General features: G+C 37.1%; 14 protein-coding genes and 1 pseudogene. 2 read left to right on the top strand and 13 right to left on the bottom strand.

The window, feature by feature from the left end; genetic code table 11:
• Window positions 1–63 precede the first annotated feature (63 nt).
• The 4 genes from AAGD66_RS00215 to AAGD66_RS00230 form a co-directional block, all read right to left on the bottom strand.
• Window positions 64–708 carry a hypothetical protein gene (locus AAGD66_RS00215; RefSeq protein ID WP_174515954.1) on the bottom strand — a complete coding sequence of 215 codons (645 nt, stop codon included), beginning with the start codon at window positions 706–708 and terminating at the stop codon, window positions 64–66.
• Window positions 709–762: 54 nt separating this feature from the next.
• Window positions 763–3558, bottom strand: a complete 2796-nt coding sequence (uvrA, locus tag AAGD66_RS00220; protein ID WP_264373775.1) for an excinuclease ABC subunit UvrA — start codon at window positions 3556–3558, stop codon at window positions 763–765.
• A gap of 634 nt (window positions 3559–4192) precedes the next feature.
• Window positions 4193–4705: a hypothetical protein gene (locus AAGD66_RS00225; protein WP_006279733.1), complete on the bottom strand. Its 513-nt coding sequence runs from the start codon at window positions 4703–4705 to the stop codon at window positions 4193–4195.
• Between the two features lie 95 nt (window positions 4706–4800).
• Window positions 4801–7896, bottom strand: coding sequence for an AIR synthase-related protein (locus AAGD66_RS00230; RefSeq protein ID WP_155969433.1), 3096 nt, complete (start codon window positions 7894–7896; stop codon window positions 4801–4803).
• Between the two features lie 99 nt (window positions 7897–7995).
• On the opposite strand from AAGD66_RS00230, the gene AAGD66_RS00235 reads away from it, so the two are divergent.
• Complete coding sequence (locus tag AAGD66_RS00235; protein ID WP_196770128.1) at window positions 7996–10794, top strand: WPE palindromic element domain-containing protein; 2799 nt, start codon at window positions 7996–7998, stop codon at window positions 10792–10794.
• A gap of 117 nt (window positions 10795–10911) precedes the next feature.
• On the opposite strand, the gene AAGD66_RS00240 is transcribed toward AAGD66_RS00235, so the two are convergent.
• The gene (locus tag AAGD66_RS00240) at window positions 10912–11400 is read right to left on the bottom strand and encodes a transposase (protein WP_151807721.1); all 489 of its coding nucleotides are present in this window, start codon (window positions 11398–11400) and stop codon (window positions 10912–10914) included.
• A 187-nt stretch (window positions 11401–11587) separates the two neighbouring features.
• On the opposite strand from AAGD66_RS00240, the gene AAGD66_RS00245 reads away from it, so the two are divergent.
• A protein-coding gene (locus tag AAGD66_RS00245; RefSeq protein ID WP_264705388.1) for an IS630 family transposase occupies window positions 11588–12447 on the top strand; the annotation gives its coding sequence in 2 pieces (ribosomal slippage) (window positions 11588–11912 and window positions 11912–12447; 861 coding nt in all).
• Between the two features lie 28 nt (window positions 12448–12475).
• Here AAGD66_RS00245 and AAGD66_RS00250 read toward each other — a convergent pair.
• From AAGD66_RS00250 to terL, 8 genes and pseudogenes are all read right to left on the bottom strand, one after another.
• A pseudogene (locus AAGD66_RS00250) lies at window positions 12476–12859 on the bottom strand (DUF6444 domain-containing protein); the annotation flags it as partial.
• A 205-nt stretch (window positions 12860–13064) separates the two neighbouring features.
• A complete protein-coding gene (pnp, locus tag AAGD66_RS00255; RefSeq protein ID WP_095742791.1) occupies window positions 13065–15338 on the bottom strand; it encodes a polyribonucleotide nucleotidyltransferase in 2274 nt (757 codons plus the stop codon).
• 14 nt (window positions 15339–15352) lie between these two features.
• Window positions 15353–15625 (bottom strand): 30S ribosomal protein S15, encoded by a 273-nt coding sequence (gene rpsO, locus AAGD66_RS00260; protein ID WP_006279944.1) that lies wholly within the window; start codon window positions 15623–15625, stop codon window positions 15353–15355.
• Window positions 15626–15637: 12 nt separating this feature from the next.
• Window positions 15638–15931, bottom strand: coding sequence for a hypothetical protein (locus AAGD66_RS00265; protein WP_237357370.1), 294 nt, complete (start codon window positions 15929–15931; stop codon window positions 15638–15640).
• 52 nt (window positions 15932–15983) lie between these two features.
• A complete protein-coding gene (locus AAGD66_RS00270; protein ID WP_007548764.1) occupies window positions 15984–16391 on the bottom strand; it encodes a transposase in 408 nt (135 codons plus the stop codon).
• A 19-nt stretch (window positions 16392–16410) separates the two neighbouring features.
• Window positions 16411–16593 (bottom strand): transposase, encoded by a 183-nt coding sequence (locus AAGD66_RS00275; RefSeq protein ID WP_167347183.1) that lies wholly within the window; start codon window positions 16591–16593, stop codon window positions 16411–16413.
• Window position 16594: 1 nt separating this feature from the next.
• A complete protein-coding gene (locus AAGD66_RS00280) occupies window positions 16595–16924 on the bottom strand; it encodes a transposase (protein ID WP_007548762.1) in 330 nt (109 codons plus the stop codon).
• A gap of 326 nt (window positions 16925–17250) precedes the next feature.
• Window positions 17251–18714, bottom strand: coding sequence for a phage terminase large subunit (gene terL, locus AAGD66_RS00285; protein ID WP_265024474.1), 1464 nt, complete (start codon window positions 18712–18714; stop codon window positions 17251–17253).
• Window positions 18715–19127 lie beyond the last annotated feature (413 nt).

The raw sequence follows: 19127 nt of genomic DNA on the forward strand, positions 1-19127 counted from the left end.
AAGCTTACACTCTTTCACTTTTTATTCCATTTCAATATAGTTCATGCTGCTGAAAAGCAGAACTTATAACTCAGTTTGTGGTATACCATTGACTGAAGTAGTCTTTGAATTATCCTTAGATAAAAATTGATGTTTTTCTGGCTTCTGTACTTCACTCAACTTACTTTGCACTTTGTCACAAGCCCACACAAGTGGCGTTATGATTGACGCGGCAGCCCAAATGATAGCAGCGCAAGCATAACTTACAATCTTGTTAAATACTCTAGCTACTGCATTAGCACAATCTTGCCCCATTTCTAAAAATATGTTTGAATAATTAACGAATGATTTTGTATCTGTTTTAAAACAATAGTCCCCTGTTATTTTTGACAATAACTTGACTGGAAAGTATGACAAACATGCCACTATCAAAAATAAAGGTTGCAATATTATGTTGGCTGCTAAAACAGCACCCAGTGTACACAATGAATACACTCCCTCTGCTCTGTGGCCCACGTATTCACATTTATCATTATCTTGATAATACTTGTTATAATTGTCTTTACTCTCAACTCCACAAATTACATCTTTCACAGGTCCTAGCACATTATCAACGTAACGTACAGATTTATAGAAACTATTTTCTGGAACTAGTGTGTTATCTTCTGCTTTCTTAGCAGGTACAACTCCATATTCAACGTACCTTCTAAAGTATCGATATACTGACATTCTTATCTCCAAATCATAAATATGCAACCTAGCCTAATATAATTAAGAAATAGTTTATAATAAATACGTTTTAAGATACCTGCCTGTAACACTTTCTGGAATTTTTACCACTTCTTCTGGAGTTCCAGTAGCAATCACTTCTCCGCCTTTTATTCCGCCCTCTGGTCCGATGTCTATTATATAATCTGCAGTTTTTATAACGTGCAAATTGTGCTCGATAACTATAACAGTGTTTCCCAGATCGACTAATCTATGGAGTATTTTTAGTAAGTTATTTATATCTTCAAAGTGTAATCCAGTTGTTGGCTCATCAAGAATATACAATGTTCTTCCGGTAAATCGTTTTGATAGCTCCTTGGACAGCTTTATTCGTTGTGCTTCACCCCCAGACAACGTTGTTGACGACTGTCCGAGTTTTATATAGCCAAGCCCCACTTCCTGCAAAGAAATCAACTTTTCTTTTACCATTGGAAGGTTTTCAAAAAAATCACAAGCTTGATCTATCGTCATATCAAGGACATCAGAGATTGATTTTTCTTTATAAGTAACTTCCAATGTTTCCCGATTATACCTTCGCCCTTTACATTGCTCACACTTCACATAAACGTCCGGTAGAAAATGCATCTCTATCTTTAAGTGCCCATCACCTTTACAAGCCTCACACCTTCCCCCTCTGGTATTAAATGAAAACCGGCCTATATTATATCCCCTTGCTTTTGACTCCGAAAGACCTGCAAACCAATTTCTTATATGAGTGAACATACCAACATATGTTGCTGGATTTGACGCAGGAGTTCTACCAATTGGCGACTGATCAACTTCTATAACTTTATCTATATATTCAAGGCCTTCTATTCTATCACACTGACCATACCTTGCAGACGAATGATGTATCTTATGTGCTGAATATTTATATAACGTTTCTATGACTAAACTTGATTTTCCCCCTCCTGATATTCCAGTAACACAAATAAGATTCCCTATAGGAAATTTAACGTTCACATTTTTTAAGTTATTTTCACATGCATTTATTACTTTTATGAACTGAGTTGCTTGCTTTCTTCTCCTTGGAATTAAAATTTTTTTCTCTCCACTCAAATATTGCCCTGTTATGCTCCCCGAATTTCTTTGCACCTGGTCTGGTGTTCCTTCTGCAACAACTTTTCCACCATTTACGCCAGCTCCAGGACCAATATCAATCGCATAATCAGCAGCCATTATTGTATCTTCATCATGCTCAACAACGATTACAGTGTTACCCATGTCTCTTAAGTTTTTTAGTGTGGCAATTAACCGATCATTATCACATTGATGAAGGCCAATCGAGGGTTCATCAAGAACATATAAAACCCCCGTTAATCCTGAGCCAATTTGCGAAGCAAGTCTGATCCTCTGACTCTCGCCGCCAGAGAGAGTGCTAGATTCTCGATCAAGCGTTAGGTAATTCAACCCTACATTCTTTAAAAATGTTAGCCTCTTGATTATTTCACTTAGTATTTTATTTGAGATTTGCTTCTGTTGTTCTGTGAGCTTGTCTGGCAAATTTTCAAACCACTTAAGGGATTCATCGATACTAAGCCCTGATATTTCACCTATATGTTTGCTATCAATTTTTACTGTAAGCGCTTCTTTTCTCAATCTATAGCCAGTGCATTCTCTGCAGTGAGTAACAGAGCAATATCGCTCAACAAGCGTTTCATCATAATCCATCTGGTTTTCTAAGATACTGACCAAACCTTGAAATTTACCGAAGCCAAAGAGTATCATATCTTTTACTTCTTGATCTATGTTCTTCCACGGAACATCAAGGCTAAATTTACAATTTTCAGCCAGTGATAGAATTGCACTTTTTAAAAATCCATAACCTGTGTGCACTTGACGGAACATTGATCCCACTGGCTTTAAAGCGCCTTCAGATATTGAAAGAGTTTCATCTGGCACTATCAGCTTCACATCAATAGCCAGCTTTTTACCAAGCCCATTACACGAACCACATGCACCGTAAGGGCTGTTAAAAGAAAATAATCTTGGTTCTATTTCCTCAAGAGTGAAACCAGACTCGGGGCATGCAAAATTCTCTGAAAAAGTCAGAATTTGACCATTTTTATACTCGGAATTATGGTTGTCAGGTAGGTTTACTATTTCTACATACATTAGACCATTACCAAGTTTTAGTGCGGATTCTATACTACTTGGCAGTCGATTTCCTATATCGCCCAATATTGATATTCTATCTGCAACCACAAAAATGTCGTGTTTCTTGTTCTTATCGAGTTTAGGCAAGTCATCTACATTGTACACTTCACCATCTATTTTGAACCTTACGTAACCTTGTCTTTTAATTTCCAATATCTCTTTAAGATGTTCTCCCTTTCTACCACGCACAACAGGGGCAAGTATATATATCTTAGTTTCTAAAGGTAACGCAATTATAGTATCTACAATTTGAGACACCGTTTGTTTTGTTATTGGTAATCCAGTTGCAGGTGAATAAGGAACTCCTATTCGTGCATATACTAAGCGCAAGTAATCGTAAATTTCGGTAACAGTTCCAACTGTTGACCTTGGATTTTTTGAGATCGATTTCTGGTTGATAGATATTGCAGGAGAGAGACCTGTAATCGACTCAACATCTGGTTTATCCTGAATGTTGAGAAATTGACGCGCGTAAGCTGACAGGCTTTCAACGTACCGGCGTTGGCCTTCTGCATAAATCGTATCAAATGCAAGGCTAGACTTGCCAGAACCACTTAGCCCAGTTATAACAACTAGCTTATTTTTCGGTATATTGACGTCTACACCTTGCAGATTATGTTCCCTTGCGCCCTTAACTCTGATAAAATCGTCCATATTATACCATATAGCGTATTAACCATTATAGCCTCAAAATACGTGAATTTATAGTGATATATTGATTTTCTATTGATTTTTTCAACTGTTACGGAAAATTAAGCAGCGTTTGATAAATCGTCATTCCGCTACTTGTTAGCGGCTGAGATACCGCGACGGTATGACGGTTAAGTAGGCCAGTGCCCCTATGATGTCATCCCAGTGTCAAGCACATAGCTGTACGAACGTTGTAGTTTAGGAGCAATTCCCACCAGTGGGCCAGTGCCCAGACACTGGTTCTATGCAACTTAATTAAAAACGTTTGTTTTAGCGTAAGACAACTACCTTTAGCTCATCAGCTCAGTTATAAGCAAAATTTCTGGATTCCAGACTGGAATGACACCATTTGCTGTGCAATTTACCTTCAAAAATGAATGTTCGTACAGCTATGTGTCAAGCACTGGGATGACACCATTCTTTTTTCTGGATTCCAGTGTCTGGGCACTGGAATGACACCCCCCTGATAGGCTCAAATCATAGTGTTTGTACAGTTGTGGGTTTAGGCTACCTATAAATTCTAAACTGTTGTTACGTATTAGGACCACCAAATACACCCCCAGGACCCAAAGTCAGTTTAGCTATATCAGAAAACAGGTTATGTGGAAATCTTAAAATACTTCTTGTTCGCCAAGCAAAATAAATACATTCCTACAAACAAGCAGATGCTCAATACTGACACATAAGAAAACTTAAAAATTAAATCTCTAATGTATATTGATAAGCATTTACCTGCAGAAAATTTGTATAGTAATCCAACACATACAACGGCACTATCAACCACTGATGCTATAATTAAAGTAATGAAATTTGCCATATGAAAATTCAACTTGGACTTCAATTTTTCAAAAATAATTATGCTTGAGAGAAGAGATACTAAAATTGCAGTATATGAAATCAATATCATCAAATTAAAACTTTGCCATTTAAAAACACAACATAGCGCTGTACACACTATTAAGTTGTACGTAGCTTTGCTTCTGCCATAAAATTCAACCATTGAATTTACAACTAAAGCAGCTCCCACAAATAAGGCAGCACATATCATCAATTTATTTGAAGTGTTGAGTAAAGAAAGACTGATAAACAGGAGTATCGATAAAATAGACATAATTACCTACCCAAAATTAATAACATACATTCATTCTAAATAAACATTACATATAGTAAAAGAGTTATTTAGCATAATAAGAAAAATATTTTATATTAGCATGCCACATCTTTCAGATCTACTTTTAAAACATCCTTTATGTTTAGCACCTTTTTCTCTGTTACTTTGCCAATACATGAATAAACTGCACCTTCAAACAATTCTTCAAACCTCTTCTGATTTTGTGGTGCAATAGTAACCAAAATTCTACTTTGCGATTCAGAAAACATTATTATCTTGTTTATTATGTCTGTATTTTGTATTTTTCCTATTGGCACTAGTGAAAGATCGATTTCAGCACCAAGGTCTCCTGCAATTAGCGATTTTGCCAGAGCAATAACTAATCCGCCTAAGTTTGGTGCAATTGCAGAGGCAATTATGCCATCTTTTATTGCCTGGTTGTAACGCTCATACAACTTCCTAGCGCTCTTTGCATCAACTTTTGGTACGTTGTTATTACCTATTCCACTATATAACTGATATTCAGATCTACCAAGTTCATCAAGTGTTTCTCCAAGCACATATATCAAGTCCCCTGGCATTTTTACATCAAGCGATACCGCATTTTCAATATTTTCTATAATTCCAATTGCTGAGATGAGTAATGAAGGTGGTGCAGAGATTATCACTTTCTCGCCATTTTCATCATATCCCTTGAAGTCATTGAACATACTGTCTTTTCCGGATATGAATGGTGTTTTAAATGCAGTTGCGAAGTCGTAACAAGCCTCTGCAGCTTTCTTTAGTTGCCACAACCTTTCTGGATTATAAGCATCACACCAGCAAAAATTGTCGAGCAACGCTAGATGATTTATATTTCCTCCTGCGGCTACATAGTTGCGTATCGCGGTGTCAATTGCACATGCTGCCATGTGGTAGGTGTCAATTTCTCCATAACTTGAGCCAAATCCTTGCGATTTTACAACACCTTTATTTGAAGAAAGAACAGGCCTTGAGACAATAGCTTCGCTGCACATTCTTCCCTTGCCTTGCAGTGGTTTTAACACTGACGATCCTTGAACCTCATGATCATATTGCACCACTATGAACTCTTTACTGCAAATGTTTGGTCTGCTTAACATTTCTTTTAATTCAATTTCTAAAGAAGGCGAACTTGTTGTCATTCCAGCGCGTGGCGCTGGAAGCCCCTTAGACCACGGCTTTGTCTGTAAATGCATTTTAGGATTACCATCATGCAGAAATTCAGTTCCGATATCCATTATTACTGTCCCTTTAGGACATTTAACAACGGCTTTACCACTCTCATTAAACTCTCCAATCACACAAACCTCCACATCATGTTTTTTCATGATTTGCTTAAACATAGGGAGATTTTCTTCTGGCACTGCTAAGGTCATTCTCTCTTGTGATTCTGATATCCATATTTCCCACGGAGCCATACCATCGTTTTTAAGGAGAACCTTGCTCAAATCAACTTCAAATCCGTCTTTTCCCATTTCACCAATAGACGACGACAGCCCACCTGCTCCATTGTCCGTTATTGCATTATAAAGACCAAGATCTCTTGCTTTTATGACGGCATTGGATAGTTTTTTTTGTGTTATAGGGTCACCAATTTGCACAATCGTTGAAGGGCTGTTTCCCGACAAAGCCTCTGAAGAAAACGTTGCGCCGTGAATTCCGTCCCTTCCAACTCTTCCACCAATAATTACGATTTTATCGCCATTTTTTGGTCCTTTAATGTGAGAAGGTGCGTTATTTATGTTGCGCGGAATAATTCCGACACTGCCAACAAAAACCAGCGGCTTGCCACAAAATCTATCGTCAAAATATACCGATCCAAGTTGTGTTGGAATACCAGAGCAATTACCAGCAACATTAACACCATGGATCACTTTTTTCATTATATATTTTGGCGGTAAGATCTCATCAGTGCGCTCTTTATCCCTATAAAATTTGCCTTTTGCTTCTTTGGCAAAGCAAAAGTAATAGGTATTCATTATAGGCTCCGCGCCTTTCCCGAAACCAACTATATCACGATTTACTCCAAGTACCCCAGTCATTGCTCCACCAAATGGATCAAGAGCTGAAGGGCTATTGTGGGTTTCAACTTTATCTACAATCAAGTAATCGTCATCAAAAATTATTCCTCCTGCGTTGTCAGAGAAAACTGACACACATATGTCAGAATTTATCTCACGCGTTGCACGCTTAATATAGTGAGCATATAGACCGTCTTTTATTTCATCAATAGGGGAGCAAAAAATATTGTGTTTACAATGTTCAGACCAAGTCTGTGCCAGAGACTCAAGTTCGATATCATATGGATTTCTGCCAAGTTTATTGAAGTAATCCTTTATATCCTTCATTGCTGCAAGGGAGAGACCTAAAGTGCCATTGCCATCGATTCCATCTCTACTAATTTTTTCAAGCTCTTGGTCACTTACATTGAGGTCAACAGACTTAGCCCCATTACTACTTGATGTCATCCCAGTGCTCTCTTCTGTCATCCCAGTGCTTGACACTGGGATCCATTCTTTTTTTTCCTGGTCACGCGCTGGAATGACACCGGAGTGGGTATCTCCAGCTCTCCCTTCTGTCATTCCTGTTTCCCCCTCTGTCATTCCAGTGCTTGACACTGGAATCCAGTTTTCATTATACAATTGCTTGAAGTTTTCTGGATCCCAGTGTCTGGGCACTGGGATGACACCTTTTAATTTACCGTAATGCCTCCAATAGCAATTGCCGTTTTCTTTATAAACAAGAATGCAATACTCAGTGATAGGATTAAATTCTTGTTTTATATCATCTTCAGTTGCTTGACTTAGAATCAATTTTGAACTTCTTGCTTTTATACAAACATTTTCATCAATGTAGTCCTTGTTTATTAAATATTCTCTAACAATTTGTTTCACTGTGTTGCCTACATTATCGGTCATGCCAGGTAAGAAGCTTATTTCCAAGCCCCACTTTGCTTGTGGTTCTATGAAATCATACGGAACTTCTTCAAGGTTTTCATTGTAGGAATAATAACGGCAGTCTTGTATGACTTTATTATAAAATAGCCCGCAAATTTCTTCATATAATTTGGATGGTAATCCTTTGCGTATGTAAATCGAGTAAACGTTGACTAACCATCTGCGGCCAATTTGCTCGCATTTATTTAAAACTTCTATTCTAATGTTTGCCATGTAATGTTATAAAAAATTTTAATATATAATAGCATACAAGCACGTTTATATTTTGAATAATTTCTATACAATAAAATATTGTATTAATTGTTACTGTTAGTGGGAAGAGTTTTTACCGTTAATGTGGATGAATCTCTTTTTGATGTGCTGGTTCAGCACATATTTTCTGAATATGAAAGAGAAAAAATTCCTGAAGTAAAAATCATACTTCCTTGCAAGAGGGATGTGATAGCGCTGCTGAGTGCATTCAAGAATCATAACGCTAAAAAATGCATAATTTTGCCAGAGATAGTTTCGCTAGAGAATATTGATGAGGAAGATTTAATATTAAATCTTGATAGGGTTAAAGTTATCAAGCCAACAAAAAGGACACTGCTACTCATTCAATTCATATTGGAGTGGAATAGAAAAAATAATGATAATTTTCCAATTGATTTAGCTTATAGCCTGCCATCACTGCTTGATAAAATTCAATCTACCCAAACAACGGATTGTTATCAATTTGATGAACATTCAAAAAAAATAGAGAATTTCATAAGCTTACTCACTGAGACTTGGAGTAAAACTTTAAAAGATTTAGAAGTAGTAGATATATTAAAACATAAGAGTGATTACATAAACAATATGATAATCTCTTTACAAAAAGACCAACATATAATCTTTGTTGGAATTGGAAAGGATAAGTCGTTAATTAAGGCTATATATGACCTGCCGTTTGGAGAAATAATTTTGCCTAACCTGAATTTGAAAATTAAAGAGAAAGACTGGAAATTGCTTGATAAAAAACACTATCAATATTGTCTGAAAGATCTGCTAGGTTATTTAAGTATAGGCAGAGAGGATGTAAGTTTTCTGCCAGAAGCGTGTTCTCCAGTGCCCAGACACTGGGATCCAGAAAACTTAACTTTAAATGAGCGCACCAGGTGGCTGTATAATGAAAACTGGATCCCAGTGTCAAGCACTGGGATGACAGAAGAAAGGGCTGGGATAACAGGAAGTCCTGAGGAATATCTAGATTACGTCTTTGATACAACTGCCGATCTAAGCAAAGTTAGTAGTGGACATGTTGGCAATATTGAAGTCATCACTTGTGATTCCAGAGAGGAAGAAGCACAAGTGACATCATTAATTATAGAAAATGAAGGTTATGAAAACATTTCTTTGGTCGTCTTTGATAAATTACTTGCAGCTCGTATAGCATGTTTATCAAGGCAACACAGTGCCATACCGGAAAATTACCCTTATATAACGCTTCTGCTTTATAGTATCGAAGTTTTGACCTCAAATTGGAGCAGTGTGTCATTACTTTCGCTCCTTAAACATAGGCTAGTGACTTTTGGTTACACTCAAGAAGAGTACACTCGGATTTTATCTGAATTTGAAATAGAGATATTACGCAACTTTAGTACAAATGGCCTGAGCGATATTATAAATGCTATCAATGCCCATAAAAAGCTAAAACATAAAGAAGATATATTACTTATTATCAATAAGTTAGAGGCTATATTTAATCCTTTGCTTAATTCTATAAATTACTCTATTTCTGATGTGGTAGCAACTCATTTGCAGTGTATTAATATATTATCTGGTATAAATTTTTCAGAGCTAAATAGTGAAATAGGTAATTTCACCTGTAATTTCTTGAATGCATGTGAGGGTGTAGAAATTAAGTGCTCCTTAGAGTTATATAGCCAAATTCTGACCTTATTTTTAGAGAAAGAGTTTTTCTCTGTAGCAAGTGACTTGAATAAATTCAGCTTATATCACAACAAAGTTGTAATACTTGCTGGATTTAATGAAGCGCCAAGCTTTCAAAATCCGCTTTTGAATGCATTTACGAGAGAAAAATTTAATCTTCCTTCCGTGCAAGAAGAGCAGGGGTATTTTTTTTATACTTTACACAATTTGTTTTGTGCAAGTAAGGTTTATATTACAAGATCGCTAAGCCATAGAAAGCCAATTCTATTGCAGCGTTTGGAAATTCTACTCAAGGAGGGGAAGCAGCCGTATCGTGATTGGCTAAGGATATTAAATACGCCTGAATGTATTGTTCCATGTACTCAGCCTATGCCAAAACCTCAAACCGAAGTTAGAAAAGAAAAAATGCAGGTGATGTCTTGCAGTGCAATAGAAAAGCTAATTCGTAATCCTTATTCATTTTACGTTGAATATATACTGGGTCTTAAACAATTAAGAGACTTGAATTTTAAGCCATCGATATTGGAATTTGGCACTATGGTACACAACATTCTTGCAAGATATTTACGCAACAAAAAATCTCCAATGAGCATTGCACGAGAAGCATTTTCGACTAGTCAGTTTAATTTTTCAAATATGTGGTGGGTAAGACTACAAAAGATAATTCAATCTTTTGTCGAATTTGATGAAACTCGAAGCAATTATGTTGAGTTGGAAAAGAACTTTTCCTGTCCGATATTTCATATTCCAGCGCGTGACACTGGTTCTTGTGATCAGTATGAAACTGCTTGGATGACAAATAAGCCACAAGAAATTTCACTGATAGCAAGATGTGATAGAGTTGAGTATCTACCAAGTGGGCAAGTGGCAATTATAGACTATAAGCTTGGTACACCACCTTCCAATGAAGAAGTAATGTCGGGATTTTTTCCGCAATTAATTTTACAAGCCTTAGCGGTAGAACATATAACAAAAAGAGAAGTCTCAGAACTTGCTTATTGGAAACTTGATTATGATAAAATAAAAGTTATTTCTATACAAAATTATAGATACAAAATGCAAGAATTAAAAAATGATCTGCCTGGTTTTTTATCTAACTATTTAAGTAATTCCACACCCTTTATTGCCTCTCCATATTTTGATAAATTCCTGAGATTTAACAGCTATAAACAGCTAGAAAGGGTAGGAGAGTGGTTGTAAATGGTGTCATCCGAGTACCTGACACTGGTTTCCATCCAAAAGGGTGTCATCCCAGTGCCCAGACACTGGGATGGCTTTGTTGCATCACACTTTATGAGATGGTGATTTATGGTAAATTCATGTAACTATCTCAAATTTAGCCATACCAATATCAGTGAATTTATTAAGCAAATAGCATTTGATTAGCAGTTCTTTTTCTCGATTTATCTCAGATTTATTCCTAAAACTAAATCCGAATATTTGCTTTAATCTTGAGAAAAACCCTTCAATATAAGATCTTTTCCCATAATTTACTTCTTTTTTCCATTCTTTCATGCCATCTTCACCGTATAATTTTATTAACCTAATAGCAGCATTCCTGTCAGACATATAATCTATTTCTGGATGTTCTGCCGCATTGTTTATTGGTGGAATTTTTGTCTTTATATCATATTCGTTACACAACTTATAAAACTTGTGCCTATCACATGCTCTATCTGCATATAGTGCTTTTATGGCATGCTGAAAATCAACTTCTTTTAGCAAATCACAAGCTCCATAGTGATCAGAGTAGACACCGTTACTGTATTTTACAGCTATGGCTTTTTTGTTGTTTATATTCAACATTACGTGCAATTTTCTCGTTTGCTCATAGCCACGATATTTTCTGTCAGTGCTATTTTCCTTGCTGTGTGTTGTTGTATATACTAATTCCTGTACTGTCTATAGCAATTTCGATATCTTCCATATTATAGCTCTTTCCATAAAAGTCCGGATGTGATAGGATAAGGGTAGATGATGATAAGGAGGTTGAATGCCAGCAGCATATAGTTATGATTTAAGAAAAAAAGCAATGGAAGCGCTAGACGAAGGAGAAAGCAGAGAAACAGTGGCAGCAAGATTTAAGATTGGACGAACTACTTTATGGGAGTGGCAGCAAAGAAGAAAAGAAACAGGAGACTTTCAATCAAAAAAACTTGGAAATGGGGGTTACAATCACAAAATTACCGACTGGGATACCTTTGCCAAATTTGCCAGAGAACACGGAGGAAAGACTCTATCGGAAATGGCTAAACTTTGGAACAACGTTAGTATCCAAACGATCTATCGAGCCCTTAAAAAAATTGGATTTACGCGCAAAAAAAGACATATGGATACAAGGAAAGAAACGAAGAAAAACGTGCTGAATTTTTGAAAATTATAGCGACAAAAGAACCTAAAAACTTAGTGTATATAGATGAGTCTGGCATTGATAACACCGAAGACTACCCCTACGGATATTGCCAGAAAGGACAGCGGTTTTATGCCTTAAAATCTGGAAAGAAAACTCAACGAATCAGTATGGTTGCAGCCTTAAGTGGAAGAAAGATAGTTGTTCCGTTAACCTTTGAAGGCCACTGTAATATGGATGTTTTTAATGGATGGTTTGAGCAATTTTTGACACCGATCTTGGAACCTGGACAGACTGTCATTCTTGACAATGCTACTTTTCATAAGTCTGATAAGATTATCGAGCTTGCTAAAGGGGTTGGTGCAGAAATTTTGTATCTGCCGCCTTATTCTCCAGATTTCAACAAAATTGAGCATCATTGGTTTGCTATAAAAAACAGAGCCAGGAAAAACATTCCTCTATTCGAATCCTTTCGTCGTGCTGTTGATTCTGCCTTCCTATGACCTGTTCGGACTATTATGAGAAATGCTATACTACATAAGGCCTAATTTCCGGAAGATCAACTTTTTGGTGAACATAAGGTTTTTCGCATATTACAAGCTCTCCTCCGCATTCGCAAATATTAGGCAACTCTATTTTTACTACTTTATCCGCTTCCATTGTAGCATGAAAATTTCCTTTATGCCCAACCTGATCGCCAACATTCCTTTCGCTTTTTGGCTTATCCTTTTTTGTTTTGTACAATTCTTTAGAGCTCGGTAGAGATGAATTTTTCGAGTTTAAACCAAGCCTTTCCTTTAATTCAGCGTTCTCTATCTTTAAAACTTTATTTTCTGCTTTTAAGTTTTCTATCTCTGCTTTCAGTTTTTCTATTTTTTGCTGTAAATTTTTGCAAAGTTCTAAAAGGTTTACCACATTACCTCACTTTTGCTCTATGATTATCTTTTTAGATCACTTTGTCTACCTTATTCTACCACTCCGCTGAACGGATACCTTGGGTTAGCTATAGCTAACACCACAATTGTACTAACATTGTGATTTGAGAACAACCTTCACCAGAAAGGGTGTCATTCCAGTGTTAAGCACTGGAATGACGAGAGGTAACGCAAGAAGTTTACTCTTAATAAAAACCTGATGATGAATCATTATTACCAAATTTCGGCCTATTTCTGTTGCTGAAACCAGAACGAGGACGAGGAGGCCTCTTATGGTGACTTCCTCCAGGTTTTCTACTAAATGAATTATTGTAATAATTATCCCTGTCATTTGGACCATCTTTCCTTTCCTCGTTGTAAAGCTCACCTTCAAAAAACTCTCCCGTCTCTTGGTCAACCCGACGTCTTGACAACTTTGGACACCCACCTTTTTCGAAGTCAATTACTAGTGCTTTGAAAGTATCATCTTGTTTAAGTACGCTCTCTATAGAATCTATATGTTCATTAGCTACTTCACTTATGTGCATTTTTCCTTTTCTGCCATTAAGAAATTCAAGCTCTACAATAGACTTCTCTATTCTTACAACCTTGACATCAACTATAGAACCTTGTTCTAGTTCTGTTATTGAATCAATCATCATACTCTTTGCAATTTCAGCTTCAGTGCCACTCGTAGCAAAAACAGAAACTTTACCATCATCTCCTATTTCAATTTTTGCATTACTTCTTTCACACACACTGCGTATATTTTTCCCCTTAGAACCTATAGCAGCAGAAATTTTGTCTTTATCTATGTAAAATGATAACATCCTTGGTGCATGGTCTTTGACATCATCACTGTGTTCTGAAATCACTGCATTCATTTTTTCTAAAATATGTAATCTTCCAGCTTTTGCCTGTTCTAAAGATTTTTCAACAATTTCAAAGCTTATACCAGAAATTTTCATGTCCATTTGTAGCGCCGTAACCCCTTCACTAGTTCCTGCTACTTTAAAGTCCATATCACCAAGATAATCTTCATCACCAAGTATATCGGAAAGTATTACATACTCGTCTTTATCTTTGATGAGACCCATAGCAATTCCAGCAACAGGGGCCTTTATTGGCACACCCGTATCCATTAAAGCAAGAGAAGTCCCACAAACTGTTGCCATAGAAGAAGAACCATCAGACTCCAAAATTTCGGACACTACTCTTATTGTATAAGGAAATTCAGACTTATCGGGTAAAACAGGATGAATTGCTTTCCAAGCAAGTTTGCCATGACCGATTTCTCTTCTTCCTGGTGCACGCGCAGCAGAAGTTTCTCCAACAGCAAATGAGGGAAAGTTATAATGCAACATGAAATGCTCACGTCTATCCCCTTCAATATCATCCACAATTTGCTCATCTTGAGTGGTGCCAAGAGCAGTAACAACCAGTGCCTGAGTATTGCCTCTTGTAAATAGTGCAGAACCGTGAGTTTTGGACAGAATATCAACTTCAACTTCTATCTGACGTATCTCATCATGCTTACGACCGTCTATCCTTACACTTTTCTTCCTAATTATTTCACGTACTAAAGATCTTTCAAAGTTTTTTACTGCATACGTAATTAACTTTTCGTCTTTTCCAGTTTCTTTAAGAGTATTCAATATATTCTCTCTGATCGCTTCTAGAGCTTGAACTCGCTCTTGTTTTACTGTTTGCGAATATGCTTTTTCAAAATCTTTACCGTATTTTTCGAGCTCTTGTGTTATATCTGATGCATCAATAGGGGCAAAGCTCTCAGGTTTATTGCCAATTGTATCAGCAAACTCTTTTATGAGCTTAATGACAGGCTTAAGGTGTTCATGGCCAAATTTTATTGCATTAAAAACATTTTCTTCAGAGAGCTCTTTCACTTCTGATTCAACCATTAAAATTGAATTTTCATCACCAGACAAAAACAGATCCAAGCTGCTTGCTTTCATCTCTTGAACAGAAGGGTTGAGTATATAGTTATTATTTTCATCACAACCAACCATCACTCCAGCTATAGTAAAGTGAAAGGGAACACCAGAAATTGCAAGAGCTGCAACAGCACCAATCAATGCTGGCACTTCAGGAGGATTGACTGTATCATAAGTTAATAGATTGCACACCACACTAATTTCATCATGAAATCCTTCTGGGAATAGTGGTCTTATACTTCTATCTATTACTCTTGAGATTAAAGTTTCTCTATCAGATGGCTTGCCTTCTCTTTTAAAAAACCCGCCAGGGATCTTACCCATGGCATAGCTTTTTGCGATAAACTGCACATTTAAAGGTAGGAAATCAACGCTTTCTTCCTTCTTTTTACGTACAACAGTTACTAAAACAGAAGTATCACCGTAATTTACAACTACTGAACCATGAGCTTGGCGTGCTATTTTTCCTGTTTCTAAAGATAAGGCACGACCACCCCACTCTATAGATTTTTTTATAATTTTAAACATATTAAATTCCTCGATTATTTTCTAATGCCTAACTTCTCTATTAATTCCTGATAGGCTTCATTACCAAATTTACGCTTTATATAATTTAAGTGCTTGCGTCTTCTACCTATCAATATAAGTAAACCACGCTTAGAGTGATGGTCATGCTTGTGCACTTTAAAGTGCTCAGTTAAATTACTGATCCTCTCGGTCAAAATTGCACATTGTACAAAAGATGAACCTGTATCATCTTCTTTAATTGCATATATATTTATCAAACTCTTTTTCTTTTCGGATGTTATCGACATCTAAACCTCATTTTAAATATTAAAAACACGAATAGGTTTCACACAACCATAAATAAAACTGCAGATTGCAATAGGTACACTACCCACCACCGTACAACAAATATCATGATTCTTTAAATTACGCAAGTTATTTAATACAACTTCCTGACCTTTTCTGATTTTCCCCGCATCTTCTAGGGAAATTTCAACTTTGAACATCGATTTTAAAGCCGATTCAATGGGGATGACGAAACTTTTTGTATTACTCCCTGTCACTCCATCATCTTCTGTCATCCCACCCCCCTCTGTCATCCAAGTAGCTGACACTGGGATGGCTTTGTTGCATCGCTCTTCGGATAGTAGGTAACGCACAATAAATTTATGAAGCTATCTCAAATTTAGCCATACCAATATCAGTGAACTTATTGAGCAAATAGCATTTAACAAGTAGTTCCTTCTCTCTATTTGTCTCAGATTTATTCCTAAAACTAAACCCGAATGTTTGTTTCAGTCGCGAGAAAAAACTTTCTATATAAGATCTTTTTCCATAACTCATCTCTTTTTTCCACTTCTTTATACCATCTTCATCATATGACTTTATGAGCTTGACTGCAGAATTTCTCTCAGCCATATAGTCTAACTTTGGATGCTCTGCTGCGTTGTTTTTCGGAGGAATTTTCGTTTTTATACCATATTGATTACACAGCTTATAGAGCTTTTCTCTGTCATATGCCCTATCTGCATATAGTACTTTTATGACATACTGAAAATCGACTTCTTTTAGCAAATCACAAGCTCCATAGTGATCAGCCGTTACTGTATTTTACAGCTATGGCTTTTTTGCTGTTTGTATTCAACATTACATGCAATTTTCTTGTCTGTTCATAGCTGCGATACTTTCTATCTTCGCTATTTTCTTTGCTATGACCAGGAGTGTTGTTGTATATACTAATTCCTGTACTGTCTATAGCAATTTCGATATCTTCCATATTATTTTCTGCAATCATTGATCTTAATATTGAGTTTCTTAAACCTTCTTGATGATTGTGAATAGCTGATAACTTGCAAATTTTTCCCAATTTGCTCAAGGTATCCTGCTATAAACCCAACTGTTTGCCTCAGGCCTATTCTAAATAAACAAGTTATTATGTGCACCAAAATTACAACTTTATCGCTATAAATATTGTTGCCACCTGGTATTTTTGGACCATTCTCGTACCACTTTTCTATGGCTTCGTTGATATAATGAAAAATATTTCCTCTTTTTTCTAGAAATTTGTTATATTCGCTATGGTTACTGACCCTCATTTTTTGTGGCATATTTTTTCTTTCAAGGTTAAATGGCTATTTTATAATGAATTTTGTCAGTAGCCACCAGATTTTTTCAGTTGCTATGCAACAAAGCCCACTGGGATCCAGGAAAGTTTGCTTGTGAGCAAGCAAACTAGTATAGAAAGTGGTTACAACATTTTCGATGAGATTATATGGAAAACTGGATCCCAGTGTCAAGCACTGGGATGATATCATCCTTCTACGTCATACCGCGATTCATTCGCGGTATCTCTAGATCCCGCTAACACGTAGCGGGATGACGGTTGTCAGGGTGTCATGCAAGTAGCTGACTACTTGGATCTGGTAGACTCAAATCACAATGCCCGTAAAGCTGCGACCCTAGAGCTACTATCTCTCACCCACTGCAAATATTGCACGGTACTATCCACTTGATCATCGTGTCGAGTTTCAGGAAACATTAAAATCTCATACTCAAAATCGTTCAGCCATACTGCTTGGTGCGGCAGAAAAACCTTGCCAGACTCTATAATCGGAACAATTTGATAAAATCGAGTGAGTTTGTCATCATGTGGTACTATTTCGATAATTGGTAAATCACTGTTTGTCTTTAGCTCTTGCACCAATTGCTGACCACTCGTTTTTGCTTCAATCAAAATTGCGTGTGGTGTCCATCTTGCTGCTAAGGACAAAACTTGCTCTTTAAGCTTTGAATACTCAAGCTTTGCACGATATACATCAAGTAAATAGAATTTGTTATCTATTTTTGCCCAGGTGGTGCAGACGCTAAAGTTGCTCATGTTGCTTGTTGAAACTGCAGTGTCCCAGCTTTGAGTTACATGCGAGAGATTGTCAGGAAAATTTCTATAGCGCTTCAGCCACTCTCGTTTAATTATACCACTTGAAAGTGGCAGAGGGTTTTGTTGATATTGTGCAGCAAAAACGTAACTTCCAAGTTCAACCTTTATCATCTCAACTTCTTCTTTTCCTCCATCGAGGGGATATAGCAACTGACCTTCTTCTCTTGAGTATAATATTACGGGTGGTGTCATTCTAGCACTTGATGCTGTAATCCAGCTTTTGTACTCATTTGTAGTTACTCGGGTGACAGGAACAAGAAAAGGAGGCGCTGGCTTTTTGATTGAATAGATAATCTCCTTATTTTCAGATATCATCGGTAAACAAGTATGGTTCCATATGTTTTTCGGTTTGGAGAGAAGGTGCCCGGTTAAATCTTCTTGATGTAGCCTATGCATCACAAGAACAATTACTCCTTTTTTTCTATTGTTGAGCCTGGCTACTAAAGTCTGGTCAAACCAATTTGTAGCACGCTTTCTAAACGTTTCACTCAAAGCTTGGGCGGGACTCAGTGGATCATCCACGATGATGAAATCACCACCTTCACCTGTTAACGTCCCTCCAACGGACGTTGCGATTCTGTATCCTCTCTGCACTGTTTGGAATTTGTATTTGGTATTTTGATCTTTGGATAGTTCTACCTCTGGAAACAGCTCTCTATACCAACTAGACTGCATTATACACCTTGTATCGAGCGAGTGCTTTTCGCTAAGCAGCCGAGAGTAGCTTGCAACTATTATTCTTGCAGTTGGCTGATTTCCCAGTATCCATGCGGGCCACGCAACACTAGCGCACAGGGACTTCATTGAACGCGGAGGCATATTGAATATTATTCGCCTCATTTTGCCAACATTTGCCGCTTCAAGTCTGTCTGCTATGACTTTTATATACTGATAATCATTATACTCACACCCCGGCACCACCGTTTGAAAGCACAGTTCAATGAATTTTAGAAAGTTCATGATATAATGTTGAAACCAACGCGTGACGGTGGGATGACAAAAAAAGGAGCACTGGAATGACAAGGCTATAGGTTGCAAGCGAGACGTCATACCGCCACGGTATCTCGGCAGATCCCGCTAACACGTAGCGGGATGACGAGGCTTATCGTCATGCCACCGCGAACCGTCATACCGCCGCAGACCGTCATACCGTCACGGTATCTCTAGATCCCGCTAACACGTAGCGGGATGACGGTTGTCGTTTAGCTATAAATATTAAGAAATTTACCAAATAAAAAAAAGGCAAAAGAAGCCCCGTGGTTGGCTAATTACTTACATTATACTTTCAAGTATGGCGTTTTTTTATTCTAAACGCTTAATAACCGCGATTTAGTTGCTTTTAAGCCGCAACTAATCTAAATTATAAACATTAA

The organism is Wolbachia endosymbiont (group A) of Dendrolimus pini (genome assembly GCF_964026835.1).
Classification (GTDB): Bacteria; Pseudomonadota; Alphaproteobacteria; order Rickettsiales; family Anaplasmataceae; genus Wolbachia; species Wolbachia pipientis.